This is a genomic window from Leptospira levettii (assembly GCF_002812085.1).
Lineage (GTDB): Bacteria > Spirochaetota > Leptospiria > Leptospirales > Leptospiraceae > Leptospira_A > Leptospira_A levettii.
In genome coordinates, this window is record NZ_NPDM01000001.1 from 597,366 (window position 1) to 616,739 (window position 19,374).

General features: G+C 36.0%; 14 protein-coding genes. 6 read left to right on the forward strand and 8 right to left on the reverse strand.

What is annotated here, in order from left to right; translation table 11 throughout:
- Positions 1-271: 271 nt before the first annotated feature.
- On the forward strand, positions 272-3,319 hold the full coding sequence (locus CH354_RS02715; RefSeq protein WP_100726098.1) for a PAS domain-containing sensor histidine kinase: 3,048 nt from the start codon (positions 272-274) through the stop codon (positions 3,317-3,319).
- Between the two features lie 76 nt (positions 3,320-3,395).
- Positions 3,396-5,390, forward strand: a complete 1,995-nt coding sequence (locus CH354_RS02720; RefSeq protein WP_100726097.1) for a methyl-accepting chemotaxis protein — start codon at positions 3,396-3,398, stop codon at positions 5,388-5,390.
- 35 nt (positions 5,391-5,425) lie between these two features.
- On the opposite strand, the gene pheS is transcribed toward CH354_RS02720, so the two are convergent.
- The 7 genes from pheS to CH354_RS02755 are packed head-to-tail and all read right to left on the reverse strand — an operon-like array spanning position 5,426 to position 13,057.
- Complete coding sequence (gene pheS / locus CH354_RS02725) at positions 5,426-6,451, reverse strand: phenylalanine--tRNA ligase subunit alpha (RefSeq protein ID WP_100715772.1); 1,026 nt, start codon at positions 6,449-6,451, stop codon at positions 5,426-5,428.
- Positions 6,448-7,842: a UDP-N-acetylmuramate--L-alanine ligase gene (locus CH354_RS02730; RefSeq protein ID WP_100726096.1), complete on the reverse strand. Its 1,395-nt coding sequence runs from the start codon at positions 7,840-7,842 to the stop codon at positions 6,448-6,450. Before CH354_RS02730 ends, pheS begins: the two co-directional genes overlap by 4 nt.
- Positions 7,839-8,453: a hypothetical protein gene (locus CH354_RS02735; RefSeq protein WP_100726095.1), complete on the reverse strand. Its 615-nt coding sequence runs from the start codon at positions 8,451-8,453 to the stop codon at positions 7,839-7,841. Before CH354_RS02735 ends, CH354_RS02730 begins: the two co-directional genes overlap by 4 nt.
- 1 nt (position 8,454) lies before the next feature.
- The gene (locus tag CH354_RS02740) at positions 8,455-9,528 is read right to left on the reverse strand and encodes a hypothetical protein (protein ID WP_100726094.1); all 1,074 of its coding nucleotides are present in this window, start codon (positions 9,526-9,528) and stop codon (positions 8,455-8,457) included.
- Positions 9,525-11,396, reverse strand: coding sequence for a motility-associated ABC transporter substrate-binding family protein (locus tag CH354_RS02745; RefSeq protein ID WP_100726093.1), 1,872 nt, complete (start codon positions 11,394-11,396; stop codon positions 9,525-9,527). The genes CH354_RS02740 and CH354_RS02745 overlap by 4 nt, the downstream gene beginning before the upstream one ends.
- 3 nt (positions 11,397-11,399) lie before the next feature.
- On the reverse strand, positions 11,400-12,131 hold the full coding sequence (locus CH354_RS02750; RefSeq protein ID WP_100715777.1) for an ABC transporter permease: 732 nt from the start codon (positions 12,129-12,131) through the stop codon (positions 11,400-11,402).
- The gene (locus CH354_RS02755) at positions 12,128-13,057 is read right to left on the reverse strand and encodes an ABC transporter ATP-binding protein (protein WP_100726092.1); all 930 of its coding nucleotides are present in this window, start codon (positions 13,055-13,057) and stop codon (positions 12,128-12,130) included. The genes CH354_RS02750 and CH354_RS02755 overlap by 4 nt, the downstream gene beginning before the upstream one ends.
- A gap of 32 nt (positions 13,058-13,089) precedes the next feature.
- Between CH354_RS02755 and CH354_RS02760 the strand changes: the two genes are divergently transcribed.
- Together CH354_RS02760 and CH354_RS02765 are read left to right on the forward strand one after the other, a co-directional pair.
- The gene (locus CH354_RS02760) at positions 13,090-14,604 is read left to right on the forward strand and encodes a PAS domain-containing sensor histidine kinase (protein ID WP_100726091.1); all 1,515 of its coding nucleotides are present in this window, start codon (positions 13,090-13,092) and stop codon (positions 14,602-14,604) included.
- Complete coding sequence (locus CH354_RS02765; RefSeq protein WP_100726090.1) at positions 14,601-14,996, forward strand: response regulator; 396 nt, start codon at positions 14,601-14,603, stop codon at positions 14,994-14,996. Before CH354_RS02760 ends, CH354_RS02765 begins: the two co-directional genes overlap by 4 nt.
- 9 nt (positions 14,997-15,005) lie before the next feature.
- Here the strand turns inward: CH354_RS02765 and CH354_RS02770 are convergent, their stop codons facing one another.
- Positions 15,006-16,007, reverse strand: a complete 1,002-nt coding sequence (locus tag CH354_RS02770) for an adenosine kinase (protein ID WP_165780315.1) — start codon at positions 16,005-16,007, stop codon at positions 15,006-15,008.
- Positions 16,008-16,090: 83 nt separating this feature from the next.
- On the opposite strand from CH354_RS02770, the gene CH354_RS02775 reads away from it, so the two are divergent.
- Both CH354_RS02775 and CH354_RS02780 read left to right on the forward strand, forming a co-directional pair.
- Positions 16,091-18,169, forward strand: coding sequence for a TonB-dependent receptor plug domain-containing protein (locus CH354_RS02775; protein WP_100726089.1), 2,079 nt, complete (start codon positions 16,091-16,093; stop codon positions 18,167-18,169).
- Positions 18,169-19,368, forward strand: coding sequence for a hypothetical protein (locus tag CH354_RS02780; RefSeq protein WP_243395937.1), 1,200 nt, complete (start codon positions 18,169-18,171; stop codon positions 19,366-19,368). The genes CH354_RS02775 and CH354_RS02780 overlap by 1 nt, the downstream gene beginning before the upstream one ends.
- Positions 19,369-19,374 lie beyond the last annotated feature (6 nt).

A 19,374-nucleotide genomic window follows, 5' to 3' on the forward strand; every position in this document is an offset into this window, starting at 1 on the left:
ATTTAAAACTTTTACATTTAGGCGCCTAACAAATTCATTTGAAAATCTTTTTTATATTGTGACTAATTTTATAGGTTCAATGATTAATTCACAAAGCCATTACACAGACCTGGTACATCCCCTAAGCCAATCGAATTTGTAATCATCAATAATTTACTTTTATGGGACAAGACAAGCCCCTTATTCAGCTGGAATTAAATTAAATTTAGAATTGTTATAATTTCTTCTTGTATTAAATGCAAAATATTTAACATACATAGTCGAGATTTTTATGAATGTTGATGAAATTACAAGTCTCGAAGAAGCTAAACTTCTTATTAAAGAACTAAAGAATAAAACAATCTCAGAAGATTTTAATGCGTATAAAACTTTTTTTGAGCAAGATAAAGATGCCATAGCATTATTTAATATCGACACTGGCGAATTCTTGGACTGTAATATGAGCGCTGTATTTTTGCTCGGCTACCCAAGAGATGAATTCAGAAATGTAACGATAAAACAGATAAGCCCGCTTTACCAACCTAATGGTATCTTATCAGAAGAATTGGCGAAGTATTATATCAATGAAGGATTCAAACATGGATATACCGAATTTGATTGGGTTCATCTAACAAAAAACGGAGATGAAATTCATTGCGAAATTCAACTATCCAATTACAAAGCGCAAAATGGATTAAGATTTGCAAAGGCTGTACTGTTAAAAAAAAGTGACACAGAAATTCTACGTGCAAAATTAAAAGAAAAGGAAAAACTTTTAGAAAAAATAACGAATACTCTTCCAAGTATCATTTTTATCCATTCACTTATTTCAAACGAAATTTTCGTTATAAACGAAAAATTAGATCAGCTACTTGAAATCAATACTGAAAATAAACTTACAATCGAATTTCTTCGCAACAATGTCATACACCCAGATGATTTGAATAAAATTAGAAACCATAGAAAAAAGTTGGTAAATGCAAAATTTAACCAAGTTTTTGAATTAGACATTCGTGTATTGAATAGAAGCAAAGAGGTCATCTGGCTTCGAATTTGGGAAACTGTTTTTTCATTTACGAATGAAAATTTACCAATGGAGATTTTAGGAGTAGCACAGGACATAACAAACATTAAATCAGCAAAGTTAGAATTAAAAAAAAGAAATGACCTAGCTGATGAAATCCGAAGAATCACAAAATCTGGAATTTGGGAATGGGACGTCTTAAATGATTCCATGTACTGGACACAAGACTTATATACTTTAGTAGATAAAAATCAATTTTCTTACCCTGCGACAAAATCAAACTTTCTAAACCTCTTCTCAGTAGATGATCAGATTGTTTTGGAAGCTCACCTAAGAAGCACTATCTTAACATCTAAACCATTTGAAATTGAAGTTGAAGTTAAAACATCAAATAACTTTTGGGCAAAAATAACAGGCAAAGCAATTTCAAAAGGAAAAAAGACTCTCAAAATCATTGGGAGCGTTGAAAATATTGAAGATGAACGAAAACAAAGAATTAGATTATTAGAAGATGAAGCAAGGTTTCAAAAAGTAGCAGATCAAACTGGCTTGATAATCTATGATTATGAAGTAGATTCAGGTAAAATTATTTGGAATGGAGCGATTCAAAAAGTACTTGGCTTTACAAAAGAAGAATTCAATCAGCTTAATATAGACGGTTGGGCAAATCTGATTCACGAAGATGATCGTCAAAGTATATTGCATGATTTAGACATTGCAATTCAGAATAGATCCAGCTTTAGAGCAAAATATAGAATTCAAAAAAAAGACTTATCCTATATTTCAGTCGAAGAAAGAGGAGCATTTTTAAAAAATGAATTAGACGATCCAGCAAGATTGGTTGGAGTTTTGGAAGATGTTTCTTTTAAAATTGAATTTCAGAATATATTAAAGGCCAACGAAGAACGATTTAGAAATTTTTACAATTTTTCAAGCGAAGCAATCATAGTCTTAGAGAAGGAAAAAATTATAGATGTAAACCTTGCGTTCCATAAACTACTAGGCTACAAAAAAATTGAATATTTGAATTTAATGACATTATTCGAAGATCCTTTATGGGAAGGTCTAGGATTAAAACCTGATACTTTTTCAACAGGCGCATTTCGATCAGATGGCAAGTTAATTCCAGTGCAAATCAGATTTAAGGAATTAGACGGAAATCGATCCATCCTTTCAATTCTAGATTTAACTTCGATAAAGGAGGCTGAAGTCTTAAGACAAGCACTTAACGAAATCCATTTAAAAAACGAATTTATAATAAAACAGAAAATGGAATTGGAGCATGCCTTTGAAGCGCTAAAAGAAACACAAGCTCAGTTAATTTTAAAAGAAAAACTTGCATCATTAGGCCAACTGATTGCAGGCATTGCACACGAAATCAACAACCCACTTGGAGCCATTAAATCTTCTAGCGATTTAATTCTTTCCCATATCAACATTCAATTAGAGAATCAAGAAGCAATTTTAGAATTCTTGAAAATGAAAAATCCAATTGTATTACAAAATTATTATCATTGGATAAGATCTACTATCAATAACAACAAAGACTTACACGGTAAGGAATCAAGAGCATTAAAGAGAAAAATTGCTAGCGAGTTAAATGAATTAGGTTGTACTGATTCAATTGAAATTGCCGAAGAAGTAGTTGATATGGGAATTCAAGATACCATACATAATTTAAAAGCTCTAATTCACGAAAAAGATTTTATAAAATTATTTAGGTATGGAATTGACTATATCAAAGTATCTAGATATATCAATTTGATTTCAGAATCTATACAAAGAGTGACGAAAATTCTTTATGCATTAAAAAGCTTTACCCACTCAGATTTATCTGGTAACAAATCAAAAATAGACATCATTCAAAATATTGAAACCGTATTAACATTATACAATAATCAATTAAGAAATGCAATCTCAGTCGTAAGAAATTACGAGACACCACTTCCATTATTTTCATGTTATCCGGATGACTTAATTCAAATATGGACGAACTTGATATTTAATTCGATCCAAGCAATGGACTATAGAGGAATTCTAACCGTTTCTGTTAAACAGATCAAGAATGAAAAAAATAACAACTTAATCAAGATATGTATTGAAGACACAGGAAAAGGAATTCCAGAAGAATTACTTGATAAAATCTTTGAGCCATTCTTTACAACGAAGGACCAAGGGGAAGGAAGTGGACTCGGACTTGATATTGTAAAAAAAGTCTTAAAAAAGCATAACGGACAATACGAAATTGAATCCAAACCAGGAAACACTCGATTCCATATTCTATTGCCAATTGATCCTGATGTTGATATGATTTGATTTGTATTTAGCAGAATGAGAAGTAGAAATTGAAAGTTTATGAAAGAGATGAGTAACGAAAATCCAGTGGAAAAATATGAAACTAACAAGCCTTAAAACAGTAATTCTTTCAACGAGTATAACAATTATTCTCATCCTAGTGATTGGTATTTCATCCTTTTCCTACTTTTTAGGGAAATCTTACATTATAAATGCAAATATCGGAGAAATGCAAAATATTGGAAAATTATCTGGCTTACATGTGGAGACATTTTTTAAAAATCAATTTACTCTTGCAGAGTTTACTGCGACGAATCCAGAATTTGGATTGAGACTTGTAAAGAGAGATACCGTTTATTTAAATTCTATTTTGTCAAATCTCTTCAATAAGTATAGGGTTTATGAGAATGTCTTCGTATCCACACCGGAAGAAAACCCTTTGATTATATCAGATGCAACTGGTCAGGCAAAAAATTTCCGTTGGGGGAAAGTAGGATTTGATGAAAATATAATTCAAACATTAAAAGGGAATCCGCACCTAAGCAAAGTAGGAAGATCTCCAGTAACTCAGGAACCAGTTGCACTTTTGACTTATCCGATTCGCTTAGAGAAAGAAATTGTCGGGATTCTCTCTTTTTCGATTTCTTTAAATCATCTAACGGATCAAGTAGTAAAGAGTATAAAAATAGGGAATGAAGGATTTATAGTTATTATTGATCGAGAAGGACAAGTGATCGGCCATCCAAACAAATCATTTATTCTAAATTTTGAATTAAATAAATTAGATTGGGGACAAACGTTACTTAAATTAGAGTCAGGTGATTCATTCGAATACTTTTTTGAAACGGAAAAAATCGCAAGTATCTATAATGTACAAGGATTTGATTTTCGAATCGCAACAATTGCTTCAAAAAATGAAATCTTAAAAGTAGTAAATTCGATGTTATTTAATATTATAATATTTTCTACTCTCATATTGGCCGTCTCAGTATTCCTTCTTTCTTGGCTTATGAACAAAAGACTTCATCCAATTATAGAATTGAGAGATTTATTTAATAAACTTTCGAAAGGCGATCTCACTAACTCTGTTGTTATAAAATATAAAGATGAAATTGGTGAATTAAGTCAAGATACTAACTCATTTTTACTTAGTCTTAGAAAAATTGTTTCAGAAATTCAGAATATGGCTCAAGAACTTGCCTCAAGTTCAGGTCAATTGGCTGCAAGTTCGGATAACTTTTCAGAAGGAGCGCAATCAACAGCAGCATCTACGGAAGAATTATCTGCAACCGTTGAAGAAATGTCAGCTAATATGGAAAATATTGGAAGTTCAATTGGTATACAGAATCAGAATATCTATCAGTTTCAACTTAAAATAGAGGAGTTATCCACAAGCGTTGATCGCGTTGCGAAAGACATTGATACTGCAATCTCACAAATGAGCTCAATTACTACTCAAGCCAGAGAAGGCGAAAAATCATTGGATGGAATGAATCTGATGATCCAAAATATTCTAAAGTCATCTGATGAAATGAATTCTATTATCGCTTTAATCAATGAAATATCAGAACAAACACAATTACTTGCGTTAAATGCAGCAATTGAAGCTGCTAGAGCTGGTGAAGCAGGAAGGGGTTTCGCTGTAGTAGCTGATGAGATTTCAAAACTTTCAACGAAAACTGCATCTTCAATCAAATCAATTTATGAAATGGTAAGTAAAAATTCAAATGAACTCAAAGGTGGTGCCTTAAGTATAAAGTCTTCAACTACTATTATTCAAGATATCATAAGGAGTATTGGTGGTGTCTCTCAATCCATGGACAAACTTCAAACAACATTGAGTTCCCAAAATGAGATCAATCGCTCTGTTTCTGAAAATACGATTATTGTAAAAAAAGAATCGGATCAAATCAAACTAGCGGCCGATGAACAAAGAAGTGCAGTCAGAGAGATAACAAACGTTATCTCCCAAATTAGCAATCATTCGGTCAATACGGCAGCTGGTTCGGAAGAAATATCTTCCTCTGCAAAAAATCTTATGAATACAGCAGAAAAACTAAAAGTAATCAGCGATCAATTTAAACTCGAATAATCACCATTTGCTTTGTTCGTTTCGAAACTTCCTATCTAAAACTGTTTTAAAAATCGTAAATTCCCGGATTGGAAATAACGGATGTCATGGATGCCATACCGCATCATCACCAATCGGTCAAGTCCCAGTCCAAAGGCAAACCCAGTCCATTTTTTGGAATCAAGGCCAGCGGCTTCTAACACATTTGGATGCACAAGCCCACAAGGAAGTAACTCAAGCCATCCCGATTGTTTGCAAACACTACAACCGTCTCCATTACAAACAAGACAATTGATATCGAGTTCAAATCCTGGTTCCACAAACGGAAAGTATCCTGGGCGGAGTCTTGTTTTGATTTCCTTTCGGAACACACGAGAGAGAAGTGTCTCCATCGTATAAATCAAATGAGCAACCGAAATGTTTTCCCCTACCACCATTCCTTCCACTTGGTAGAAGGTATTTTCATGAGAAGCGTCCACTTCTTCATACCGAAACACACGGCCAGGAGCGATGATGCGAAAAGGGGGTTTTAGTTTTCGTAAGGCTCGCACTTGGATGGCGGACGTATGAGTTCGAAGTAAATTGCCATCTACCGTATAGAATGTATCTTGCATATCACGTGCAGGGTGGTCGTCAGTAAAGTTTAAGGCAGCAAAATTGTTTTCATCTGTCTCGACTTCTGGTCCATCCATTACAGAAAAACCCATGGAAGTGAAGATGTCTTCAATTTCATATTGGATTTGGGAAATGGGATGTAAACTCCCTCTTTCCTTTTTCGGAAGTGGGCGGAGTGTATCAAAAAATTCCTTTCCCAATTGGTTTTCATAAAAACTTTCTTTGAGGGAAATTCGTTTGCTTTCGACAAAGGATTCGAGACGTGTTTGTGCTTCGTTTGCTTCTTTTCCAACTGTCTTTTTTTCTTCTACAGAAAGAGAGGCAAGGCCCTTGAGGACAGAGGTAAGTTTTCCTTTTTTGCCGAGAAACTGATTCTTAAATGCATCTAACTCTTGTTCATTGGTAGCCGAACTTAATACAGTTTCGGCCTCTTTGACGAGTGATGCGATTTCTTGGGATAGGCTCATATTGATTCTCGTGATTCTATAATGGATTTTAGTTCAGAATATATTCCGCCAAACGCACCATTGGACATGGCAAGGATGATGAGTTTGTCTTTTTTGTATTTGGGTAAGATCTTTTTTAAAAGTGAAGGAATGTCTTTCGGTGCCTGTGCGTAGATGGAATCTTTTTTGGTATTGGTTTTGATGTCCTTTACCAACTTTTTCACATTGAGGCGGAGAGACTTACTCACTTTGTCCACTTGGTAAACTTCGGTGACAATACTCACATCACTTCCTTTAAAACATTTGGCAAAATCCTCTTGGAACACATTTCTGTGTGAGGTAGCACTTCTTGGTTCAAATAGAGAGATGATTTTGTAACCAGGATAGGCTTCTTTGTGGGCTTTGATGGTTTCTTGGATGGCAACAGGGTGGTGGGCAAAGTCTTCCACAAGTAAACTGGTATCAGAAACATATAAGTTTTCTTGTCTACGTTTGACACCTGGAAAGGACTCCACTGCTTCTAAAATTTCTTTTCGTTTTTGCGGAGCAATTTCCAAACAAACACGTACTGCCACTTCCACATTGCGATAGTTATGTGATCCAATTAAAGATGGTTTTAATTTGGATTTGGTTCGGATCTCTGTTAAAATTCCTTTTTCATATTTAAAAATGGAATTTTTGTCACCTAACTCAAAAGTTTCGACAGGTGCATGTTGGTAATCTTTTGTAATTTCATTTAAATTTTTAGATCCTTTCCAATAAAAAACCTTTCCACGACTAGGCACTAAGTTTAACAACCGTTTGAACATCACTTTAATCGCATCCAAATTGGCAAAAATATCAGCATGATCAAAGTCAAGTGCGTTCATTACAAGGTAATAAGGCCGATAGTGCAAAAACTTGGAACTCTTATCGAAGAAAGCAGAATCATATTCATCCCCTTCAATGACAAAATAATCTCCATCTCCCAGAGCAAATCCAGGGAATCCATCTTTACGAATTCCACCTACAAAGAGGCCAGGTTTCAGACCAATGGATTCTAAAATCCAATGGGTAAGAAAGGTGGTAGTGGTTTTGCCATGAGTCCCAGAAATCACGATTGGTTTTTTCCCTTTCAGAAAAAAATGCCCGATGGCTTCTGCCATACTCATGTATTCGATCCCTGTGTTTAAAACTTCTTCTACTTCAGGATTCCCACGTGAGATAGCATTTCCGATGATGACTAGGTCTGCCCCTTTCACATTCTCTTTACGATAACCAGACTTAGGCGAAAGACCCCACTCCTCTAATTTGTCTGACATTGGTGGGTATAGGTTTTGGTCTGAACCAGAAACATCATGACCTTGTTGTTTGAGCATATATGCTAAATTGCCCATGGCAATTCCGCCGATTCCGACCAAAAATATCTTCAAAAGAGTACCGTCCTAATGAGGTTATAAAGGAATAAAGGAACCGAAAGTAGAACCAAAAAGAATAAAACTACTTTCATTAAAAAAAACAAAAAATCAAAAGAACTCCAAGTCCTTCGAATGGATAAATAATAATAAGACAAATGTAAAGAATATAGGAAACCAACAGCTAACATAAACAAGGGGATAGGTGCGGGAAAAATCCAAAAGATTGATGTCGCAGTAAAAGCCAAAAAAGAAATGATAAAGACATGTGGTTCAGGTCCATCCCAATCTTTTGTACGATCTCGCATTTGGTGGTACATCCGAAAACTATCCACAAGCCTAATCACAAAATAGAATCCGAGGTAAAAAAAGAAAACCGTTCCTACCCCTTGGGTATAAGTGAGTTTTGTTTCCTCTTCCACAAACGAAACTTTAAAAATCAAAATTTGGATGCAGTTGCCTAGAAACTTTGCAAACGGTGCCAGTAACATCAATTGCAAATGAGCAAACCAAAGGTCACGTCCGCCCAGATCTGCTTTGTGGTAATACGATTCAAAAGCAGACATTGGGGAATAAAACAAATCACGGATGAGTTGCATCCGTTGTGTGATGGTTGAAACTTTTTGCACCTTATTGGATTTTCTGGTTGGGACGCTCGTATCGGGAAGCACTTTTCACTTTCATGACTGCATTCACTAAATTTTGGAAGGATTCTTCTTTCATCCAAGTGACTGACTCATCGAAATAGGGAGGAAACTGCCTTTGGACTGGCCGCCACTTTCCTTGTTCGGATTCCCAAACAGGGAAAAGCGACAATCGGATTTTGTTCCCGCCAGAAATGGTTATCTCTAGAACAGCTTCTGGGTTTGTTGTTTCCGTCAAACTCGGAAATTTCGGAGCCCCTACTTCGTCAGGATAAAATTCTACCTTTAAACCTTTGACTACAGACTCCCATTGGTTACCCACATCTGGAGGTAATACAATCCTTTCCCCAGTGGTGCGACTCCATTCATTTACAAATACATTGTATTGGTTTTTTTTGGCTCTGTTTTCGACTTGGACCGTGATCCCTTGCCCAATGAATTTGAGTTCTTGGATATAACCTTCACTCATGGTAACATACATTTTTTCTCTAAAATTCGAAACGGGAGTTCTGAATTTTTCGATGATGTACTGATAAGGTGCAATGATCTCATCGTTAACTAAAACTGCAATCCGTCCTTCTTCAGCACCGATCTTTTTTCCGAATAACAACTGTTTACTAGGATGAAATTTAATCTCTGCTCCATTTTCTTCGGACAATGACAAAGAAGGAGAAAACTCTCCCAAACAGTAAGTCTTTTTGACTTCTTCTGTTGAGGATTCAATTAGTTTTGTTTTGAGAACACTGAGTTCGGAAAAACTATTTTTCACATTGTAATTCCCTTCATATGCAACATTGTTTCCATTCACAAGAGTTGTGACTGTATACAAAGCTGGTTCATTCCACCCACGTGAAATCTTTCGAAACACCATTGGGAATTCGGCAAAACTAGGAACTAAGTTTCCACACCAATCGGACTTGGGAGGATTGTATTGGATTGATTTCCAATCTTCTTTCCAATAATTGGTTTCAGAAATATTTTCTGGACGATCCTCCATCAAATAAAATAGGAGGAACAATCCAATAAATGCAACTAGAACTAAACTAATTTTTTGTTTCATACTTCTATTAAAGAATGTTTACGCCTTGTGTAGACAAAGTAAGACCCAACTGCCAATATAAATCCGGGGAAAAGGAATACTCCAATGACCCAAGCAACTAACTTTTGATTGTCGGACAATGTAATGGTATCCACTTCTTCCTTTTTTAATGGAATTTCAGCGACAATATTATCTTGGAATAAACCAGTGATGGAAACTGTTGAAAATTGAGAGTTCATTACATACGGAATGAATTGATCCGTAAGCCAACTCGTTCCTGTGTGTAAAATGATCTTTCCTGACTTTTCCCCAGTCAGTGACATGGGTGACAATACTACCGAAAGGATTTTACTTTCTTTCTTTTCGTTTGCATCCATTTTACCATTTTTGTTTAGGTCTTGGTAGGCATCATATCCAGATTCAAGTAAGGTAGCCGATTTCCAAACAAAAGGAGTTGGTGCATTTGGTTCAGATTCCAAATAACCACTGTAAGGAAACAAGATCCCCATATCTTTTTTTTGTAAAAGTTCTGTGATTGGATTTTCAGGGAAACGTTTTGCAACGATAAATCCAGGTTTTTCTTCCCTTTCAATTATTGGAGAAACGTTAAACTTTAAACCAGCAGATTGTAATAACCAACCAAAATCTTCACTGCCTTTTGGTTCCATGGTGATCAGAATTTTTCCATTTTTTTCTAAAACATATTTGGTGATTTCATCTCTTGCCTCTTTCGAAAAGGGAACCGTTGGTCCAAGGATCACAAGCATATCTGCATCTTCTGGAAGTTTGGAAGGCCAACCTTGTGCAAATCCCAGTTCCGCTACTTTAAAATTTAAGAACTGTAAAGCAGATACAAATCGATTTACCTGTTCATTTGGAAGTGCTCGAAAAGCCATTCCATATCGTTCCCCATTGGCAACAGTGAAATAAACTTTTTTTTGTTCGGTAGTAACATTTAGAAGAGCACCAACTAACTTACGTTCTAAGTCTTCCAAATCTTTTGGTTCTTTAGCAATCACCCTTTCTTCTGCAAAAGGAATGGCAGAAGTTAATACTGATTGTTTTTTAGAACGAACAAAAATGGTTCCATTGGAAACTTGCCCAAATTCTTTGAGTAAATCAATTTCCACATCCGCATTGATGAATTGGACTGTAATGTGAGAATTTTCGGACTTTATCTGATCGAGTAAGATCTCAATGTCTGGTCTTACGCGTGTTAAGGCAAATGCTGCTAGTTTATCCCCATTGGCTGGCCCATCGGCTTCAAGAGGCCTTGGGTAAAAGGCAGTGATTGTGACATCTTGAGTGATTGGTTTGATAAGGTTTCTTGAAATTTGGGAAAGAGAAAACTTCCCTTGGCTACTCAAATCAAAGTTATAATTCCGTTTGATCGCAAAATAATTCACTGCTACAAGAATTGGTAATACAAACAAAAATCCTAATACCGCATTTTGTAATAAGGAACTTTTGGATTTTGCTAAATTACTTTGTGCTTCCAGTGATGATTTGCCAATCTCCAGAAGGATGATTTGTAAGAGGAAAACCAAAGAAAAAAGAACCACACATAACAGAAGGAATTCTCTTACTTTTGGAATGGCGCTTACTTCTTCATTAAAACCTACAACAGGTTTTAAATCCAAAAAATCACGTAATACAGATAACAAAAAGGCAGCGATTCCAAATACAGCAGCGATGTATCTGTTTTGATCTTCTTTTCTGATCCCTTTCGAAAAAGCACGAACGATGGTGTCTGATGCCAAAAATAAAAATACCACACCTAAAAAGATGATTTTTCGTTTTGGATCCACTACCATCCCATCAAACAAGAAATAGGCGAAAAGAGAAACTAAGCTTACAAACGGTAAAACTCTATCAGCTGATAATAACATGATCTAACCTCTCCATCTCCTGGATTCCAGGACCTTTACGGTTAAGTATAAAAATAAGAATGTTCCACTTAAGAAAAATACAATCCCCGTCAAAGGCAAAACACCTTTGGCAAATGCAGCGAAGTGGGAAAATATATGCAAATGGAATAAAACCTTTCTTGTAGTTGCTTGGAACAAATGTGAAAAATAACCCACTACCCAAAGTGTCAAAATGATGAGCACTGAGATGAGAAGTGAGATCATTTGGTTTTTGCCAAGGCTGGAACCAAACATTCCAATCGCGAAAGTAAAAACTCCAAGTAAAAATACTCCCACACTTCCGGATGCCACCATATAAAACGGTGCCTTCCAAAACGCATAAAGTAAAAGAGGAAAAAGTCCATTGATGAAAACTGTAATGATACCACAAACAGTCACACCAAACATAAATTTACCGAAGACAATTTCTAGATCCGTAATGGGAGAGGTAAACAGTAACTCAAGAGTTCCTTTGTTTTTTTCTTCCACGATGGATCCCATAGAAATGATCACCATGGCAATCAGGATAGTTGTCATAAATGAAATAAACGTGATATAAGTCGCAATTTCATAATTGGCAGTTCCATTAAAATTGAGAATCATCACAAATAATGCATTCAAAAAAGCAGTTCCACCTAACACAAGTGGAGCCATGTATGTTCCAAAAAATAATCTTAATTCTTTTTTATAGATCCAAACAGCCGTTTGCCAGTTCATATTTTCTCCATAAAAATCTGTTCGAGTGATACTTCTTGTTTTTTTAAGGATTCAATTTGAATCCCAAGAGACAATGCTTTGGAAAACAAAGATTCTTTGAATTGTTTTGGATTTGTTGTGCGTACCATAAACAATTCTTCCTCTTTACCTGTTCCCATTTCGGAAACAGTGTCTGCATCGGATAATACTGATTTCATAAATGAAATTAACTCATCTTTTGGTTTGCCAGAAAGTCCCACTTCCCAACCCGCAAGTCGGTTCATCTCTTCCTCTAATCTTGTCAGAGAAAGTTCTTGTTTTAAGGTCCCTTTGTGGAGGAACAAAAACTTATCACAAGTTTTATATATCTCAGTGAGAATATGACTCGAAATGAGAACTGTGTGATTGCCAGCTAAACTTCGGATGAGACTTCTAATTTCCACAATTTGTTTGGGATCAAGACCAGAGATAGGTTCATCCATGATGACAATTTCAGGATCCCCAAGGATCGCTTGTGCAATCCCCACACGTTTGCGGTAACCAAGAGATAAGGTTCCAATCAGTTTATCTTTCACATGACCTAGGTTTGTTTTTTCAATCACCTTCTCGATTTCTAAAGGTAATTTCGATTCTTCAATTTTTTTGATCCTACCTACAAATTGGAGGTATTCGGATATTGTCATATCCTCATAAAGAGGTGGAGTTTCTGGTAAATAACCAATCTTTTGTTTTGCTTCCAATGGATAGTCAAAGATAGACTTACCATCAATGGAGGCATCCCCCGCACTTGGGATCAAATACCCAGTGAGGATACGAATTGTTGTGGTTTTCCCCGCGCCATTCAAACCGAGGAGACCCACAATCTCACCTTTCTCTAATTTAAAATTAAGCCCTGAGATGGCTCGTTTTTCGCCGTAAAATTTGGATAAATTGCTGACTTGTATCATAACTTTGGTTTAGTTTTCGTATACCTGCACCTATGAATGAATTTCTAGAAAAAATCAAAAGCTTTTTCAAGGATGAAGAGAGCTTTTTTGATGCAAAGCAACTTCTAGGCCAAAATTGGCACAATTTTGTCCCACAATACTTTGACAAAATCCTAGAAACACGTACGAATTCGGTGTTTGTCTTAGACAGAGAAGGAAATTATACCTATGTCAATGCCAAAGGGGAAGAAATGGCAGGCAAATCCGCTGAAGAAATGTTAGGGCAGAATATTTGGAATTTATTTCCAGTGTTAAAAACCCTCGAATTCGGAACTCATCTCCAGGAAGCGATTGAAGAAAAAAAAACCTTTCGCTCAGAAGAAACATACTTTGATGGAATGGGTTGGTATGATATGCAAGTTTTCCCACAAGAAAATTTCACAATCATCATCGCCACAGAAGTCACACACGCCAAAAATGCAAAAGATGAATTTAGCCAAATCATCACAAAAAACAAAACCATTTTAAATGCCCTACCAGACTCCTTGTATGGGATCCATCGGAATGGAAAAACGATTAATCATAAAGAATTCCCACATTTTACAGGTTGGGATTGTAAGGACAAAGAAACAAACCTTCGTTATTCGGACATAAGCGAAATTTTCCCTGAAAATATATTAGAGGAAATTCGTTCCATATTGGAACAAGTTATTGATTTAGGAGAAACCAAAACAGTTGAATATTCCCTTCCCGATTCTGATGGACAAAAATGTTTTGAAGCGCGATTTACCAAAACCGGAGATGTTGACGCACTTGCCATCATTCGTAATATCACGGAACGAAAAAAAGCAGAAGCATTAAAAAATGAATTTATCAGTTTGGTAAGTCATGAACTGAGAACTCCACTTACTTCCATCAAAGGATCAATTGATTTGTTACTTGCGGGAGTTGCTGGAGAAGTTTCCAACCAAACCAAGTCCTTACTCAATATCTGTAGGAAAAACACACAAAGACTCGTTCGTTTTGTAACGGATTTACTAGATATAGAAGCCTTAGACTCAGGGAATATCAATTTTAAATTCAGAACATATTCATTAAAAGAAATCTTACAAACTTCTGTTGATGGTATGCGCACATTTGCCGAACAATACCATGTTTTATTAAACTTCGATTCTAATTTCCCACAAACAACTGTTTATGTAGACGAAGATCGGTTAAATCACTGCATCACCAATTTGATTTCCAATGCCGTTAAATACACACCTAAGTTTTCGGAAGTGACTATCTCAGTTCAATCAGATGACACAAAGGCAAAAATTCTCATCAAAGACAATGGACCCGGAATCGATCCCAATTTTGCACCCAGATTATTTCATAGGTTTGCACAAGGTGCACCTCCAAAAGACAAACTCGTTGGTGGATCTGGACTTGGATTATCGATTACAAAAGGTTTTGTTGAAGCCATGAAAGGAAACATTTATTTTTTATCAGATGATACTGGGACAGTTTTCACGATTGAATTACCCATTGTAAAACCAGGACAAATTCCTGCAGGATTTGGGCAATGAATCTTCCTAATTTAAAACATGTACTAATCGTAGAAGATGAAGAAGATATAGTTGAAATTCTTAGAATTGCATTGGCATTTAACTCAAGTTATGAAGTGAGTTTTGCAAAAACTGGTCCAGAAGGTTTACAAAAAGCCATTATCCTACAACCAGATTTAATTTTACTTGATGTACTTATGCCTGGAATGAATGGAATGGAACTGATTGAAGAATTAAAAATTTTTCCAGAAACAAAAGAGATTCCCGTTGCGTTTATCACATCACGTGTGTTAAAGAATGAGATTTTAGAATACCAAAAAAGAGGGGGCATTGGTGTGATTGAAAAACCCTTCGCCCCTCTTGAAATTGCAGATAAAATCCATACCTTATGGATGGACTTTCACAAAAAATAAATCGAATCCTTATTTGTCTTGGAACCCTGTTAAAATTTCATCTTGTCGGCCCATGAGCCTTACAGATAACCTTGGTCCTACTTCACATACAATTCGCGAAGCAACATAATTGCCCCATCTTGCTGATTTTTGTGCTGAATAACCTTGTGTGAGTCCATACAAAACTCCCGCAGCAAAAGCATCCCCTGCGCCCGTTGTATCAATCGGTTTGACAGGAAATCCTGGAACCAATGTGATTTTCCCATTTTCTGCTACGTAAGCTCCCTCTTTTCCTGCGGTCATAAACACCAAAGGACAAAGTGTGGAGATAAATTTGACGGCTTCTTCTGGAGTTTTTGCTCCACTCAAAGCGAGCCCTTCTTCAGAATTACAAAAAACTACATCAACATATTCTTTTGTTAGGTGGATAAATTCATCACGAGAACGATTTACACAAAATGGATCACTATAAGTGAAGGAAACTTTGATATTGTTTTCTTTTGCAAGTTTCATCGTGAGTTCACTTGCTTTTTTTGTAGAATCCCCATCCCACAAATAACCTTCTACATAAACATACTTACTTTTTTTTAAGTTTTCTACATCGATGTCATTCGGTCCAAGAGAAGTCGAAATGGCTAGGTTTGTAAGCATTGTTCTTTCTGCATCTGGAGTGGTGAGGACAACACAAGTGCCAGTGTGACCGTTTTTGTCAGGAGTAGTTTCAAATAAAACTCCAGCATCTTCCATATCTTTTTTATAAAACTCACCGTAAGTATCGTGAGTGACTTTGCCAGTGTAACAACAAGTCCCACCTGAATTGGCGATCGCAATCATCGTGTTGGCAGCACTTCCACCAGAGCGAAGTTCCTTTTTCTCATTATGGAGGTCGGCAAGAATTTGACCTTGTCTAGTTTCGTCAACTAAGGTCATCACTCCTTTTGTGATATTTTGTTTTTCTAAAAAGTTTGGGTCGATGAATGCAATGATATCTACCAGGGCGTTTCCTACGCCGAATACGTCGTAATGTCTCATGGGTACAATGCTTTTTTCCTTTAGGGAATTGACACTCAATTTTCCTATTCCAGTTTGGCTAAGTACCGAGAAAAAACGGCTTCATGATTTCCAAATTCAATTTATTTTTGCTCGTTTGTTTGTTCCTCGGACCAAATTTTCTATTTTCTCAATCTTCTCCTTCTAAAGAACCAGAAACAGTAGAAATCAAAGCGAATGTAGAATCCTCCTCTAAAAATACAAATTTTAGCAAAAACCCAACTGGCTTTCAAAAAGAAATCAATCTCGAATCATCAAACACTCGCTACATGAGTCTTCCTGATATTCTGAATCGAGAAGCGGGAGTTAGAGTTCGTCAATATGGTGGTCTTGGTTCCTACTCTACACTTTCCTTACGAGGTACAAACCCCAATCAATCAAAAGTGTATTGGAATGGAGTTCCTATCAACAACTCGTTAGGTGGTGAAATCAACCTTGCAGATTTACCTTTTGATAATTTGGAAAAAATTGAAATCTACAAATCAGGAACACCAGCTGGGTTTTCTGGATCAGCCATTGGTGGTAGCATCAATTTAGTTTCCAAAACTAAAATTGATAAACCTATCACTCGTGTGAATTTGATGGGAGGTAGTTTTAAAACTGCCAAGGCAACTGTAACCCATATGGACCAATTCTCAAGTGGTTCTTATTTTATCCAGGCACTACAGGAAACTTCGGACCAAAACTTTGCTTACCTAAACAACAAAGGAACTGTTTTATTCAATACCTATGATGATACCATCGATGAAAGGAGAAATGCACAGTTTCGGAAAACTGGCTTCACTGGTAATGTATCATTTGAAGTTGGTAAAACAAAAATTAATTTTTTAAATGATTATATCCACAGAAAACAAGGGTTACCTGGTCCTGGCAATCGGCAAACCACTTCTGTTGGTAGAGTTTTTAGTAAATTATCTTCAGCAGTTACAACAGAAACCAATGAATTTTTATTAACAAATTTGACATTGGAAACCAAAACTTATGGGAATTTTGCAAAAGATGATTTGTTTGATCCAAAATCAGAATTTAGTTTTGGAACACCTGATGCGTTCACAAAAACCAACCAATATGGATTTCAAATCTCTCCCACTTTGTACTTGTTAGATTATTATCAAGTTTTACGAACATCGATCCAAACAGAACAAGAGTTTTTTACACGATACGAAAAACGAGCAAATCACGAAACAGAACGTAAGGAACCGAAAAAAAGAAGGGATACCCAAAGTTTCACCTTCCAAGATGAAATCCGACTTTTTTCGAACCGATTGTTTTTAGTCCCACAAGTACGTTTTGAACGATACACCGATCGTTTTGGAAAAGATGAAACAAGTATACGAAACCAACTTCTTGATCCTACTTCTGATGTTTTTTATGTCAGACAAAACTTCACTAATCCAAGTTTCGGAATCAAATTGATTTTGATTAAAAAAGAGAATTTAGAATTTGGATCACTTGCAAATATCAGCAAGGACTTCAGGATTCCCAGCTTTTTAGAGTTATTCGGTGAAAGAGGAAGTATTGTAGGAAATACAAAACTGAGACCTGAACAAAGTCGAAATGGTGATTTTGGATTTTACCTAAATTCAAAAATTGATTCCAATTGGAAAATTCAGTCCGATATCTCCTATTTTCAAAAACGAATTTACGATATGATTTTATTTTTACCAAACTCTCAATTTACGTTACGCCCAGAAAACGTCGACCAAGCTTTCATACGAGGTGTTGAAACAAACCAAAACATCATCTGGAAAAAAGGAATAAAGTTTAACTTAAATTATACTTACCAAGATGCAAAAAATTACTCCGAATCACCTGCGTTAAATGGTAAATACCTTCCACTTCGTTCCAAAAGCCAAGGGAGTGCCTTACTCGCTTTTTTTAATGAAAAATCGGAATTGGGAATTGAATACCAATACATTGGGGCAAATTTCCGAGACAGAACCAATGAATATTTGGGTTATTTACCAGCACGTCAATTTTGGAATCTCTATATCCAGTATTCACCTTACAAAAACAAGGAGACTGGAAATGAATTGATTTTAAGTTTTGAAGTTAGAAACCTTACAGACAAACGTGTAGAAGATTTGGTTGGTTATCCTTTACCAGGTCGCAGTTATTATGTGACAGGGAGTTATCGATTCTAATGAAAATGCAAAGTTCATCCGGATATTGGAAACATTTACTTAACATACCTTTTACACTCCTCCTATTTTCCCATTGTAGCCAGTTAGAAATTGAAAAACCAAGTTTATTTCAATTTTTATTTTTATCTGCATCCCCTACTTCTGTTGGAGTTGTCACTTCCGATTTTGCCAGTGGAGGAAGGTTCAAAACTTTTGAGCCAAATTCGTTTACCACGTTTCCAACTTCGATCCCTATTCATTCTGATGCAGTTGGCAGATACACAAATGACCGAGTTTTTATTGTCAATCGATTGAATCGCGACTCCATCCAAGTTTTAAATCCTCAATTTGGATTTCTCACCGAACAAGAGTTTAGTGCTGGTCAAGGGAAAAATCCTCAAGATATATCAGTTTGGAATGATAAATATTTTATCAGTTTGTACAATGCTGATGAACTTGTGATTTATAACCGCTCCTCTGGAATCAAAATCGGAAGTGTATCATTTACATCTCTTCGTGAAACTTTTTCCACATCAGGAATTCCAGATAGTTCCGTAGAAGCTTCCTATATGATCCAAGATGGTTCGAGTTTGTTTGTTTTACTACAACGACTTGATCGAAATGATGTCTCTGGATACCTTCCTCCTAACTCCGATTCTTATTTAGTAGAAGTGGATATGGATTTAAATCAAATCAAAGCAGTGTATACACTTCCCTATCGAAATCCAAGTTCCAAAATCCAAAAAGTTTTTTTATTTGGGGAACCCCATTTGGTATTTTCATGCGTAGGAAGAGTTGGTTTCATTTCACAAATTGATGCTGGTATCATTGCATTCCGATTGAGTACACGCCAGTTCCATCCCAATCGTTTGTTTTCGGAACAAACAGCTGGTGGTGATATCCTTTCGTTTCAGATTAAAAATGATGAGTATGGTTATGCCTCGGTTTTAGATGCAGGATTTAACAAAACCATCCAAGTCTTTCGTCCACGCACTGGTGAAAAAATTGGAACACTATTACAAATCCCAGGAAATATTGGGATTAGTTTATCAGGTTTGTTACTCACAAACGAAGGGAAACTACTTGTGGGTTCCACGGATTTTACAAAACCAGGGATTTATGTTTATGACACAAACATTGGAAATGTTTTGTTAAACCCGATTCCTAGTTCCGTGGAGTTAACTCCTTTCGACATCTTCCAGTTGCAAAATCTTCCCTAATTTTCA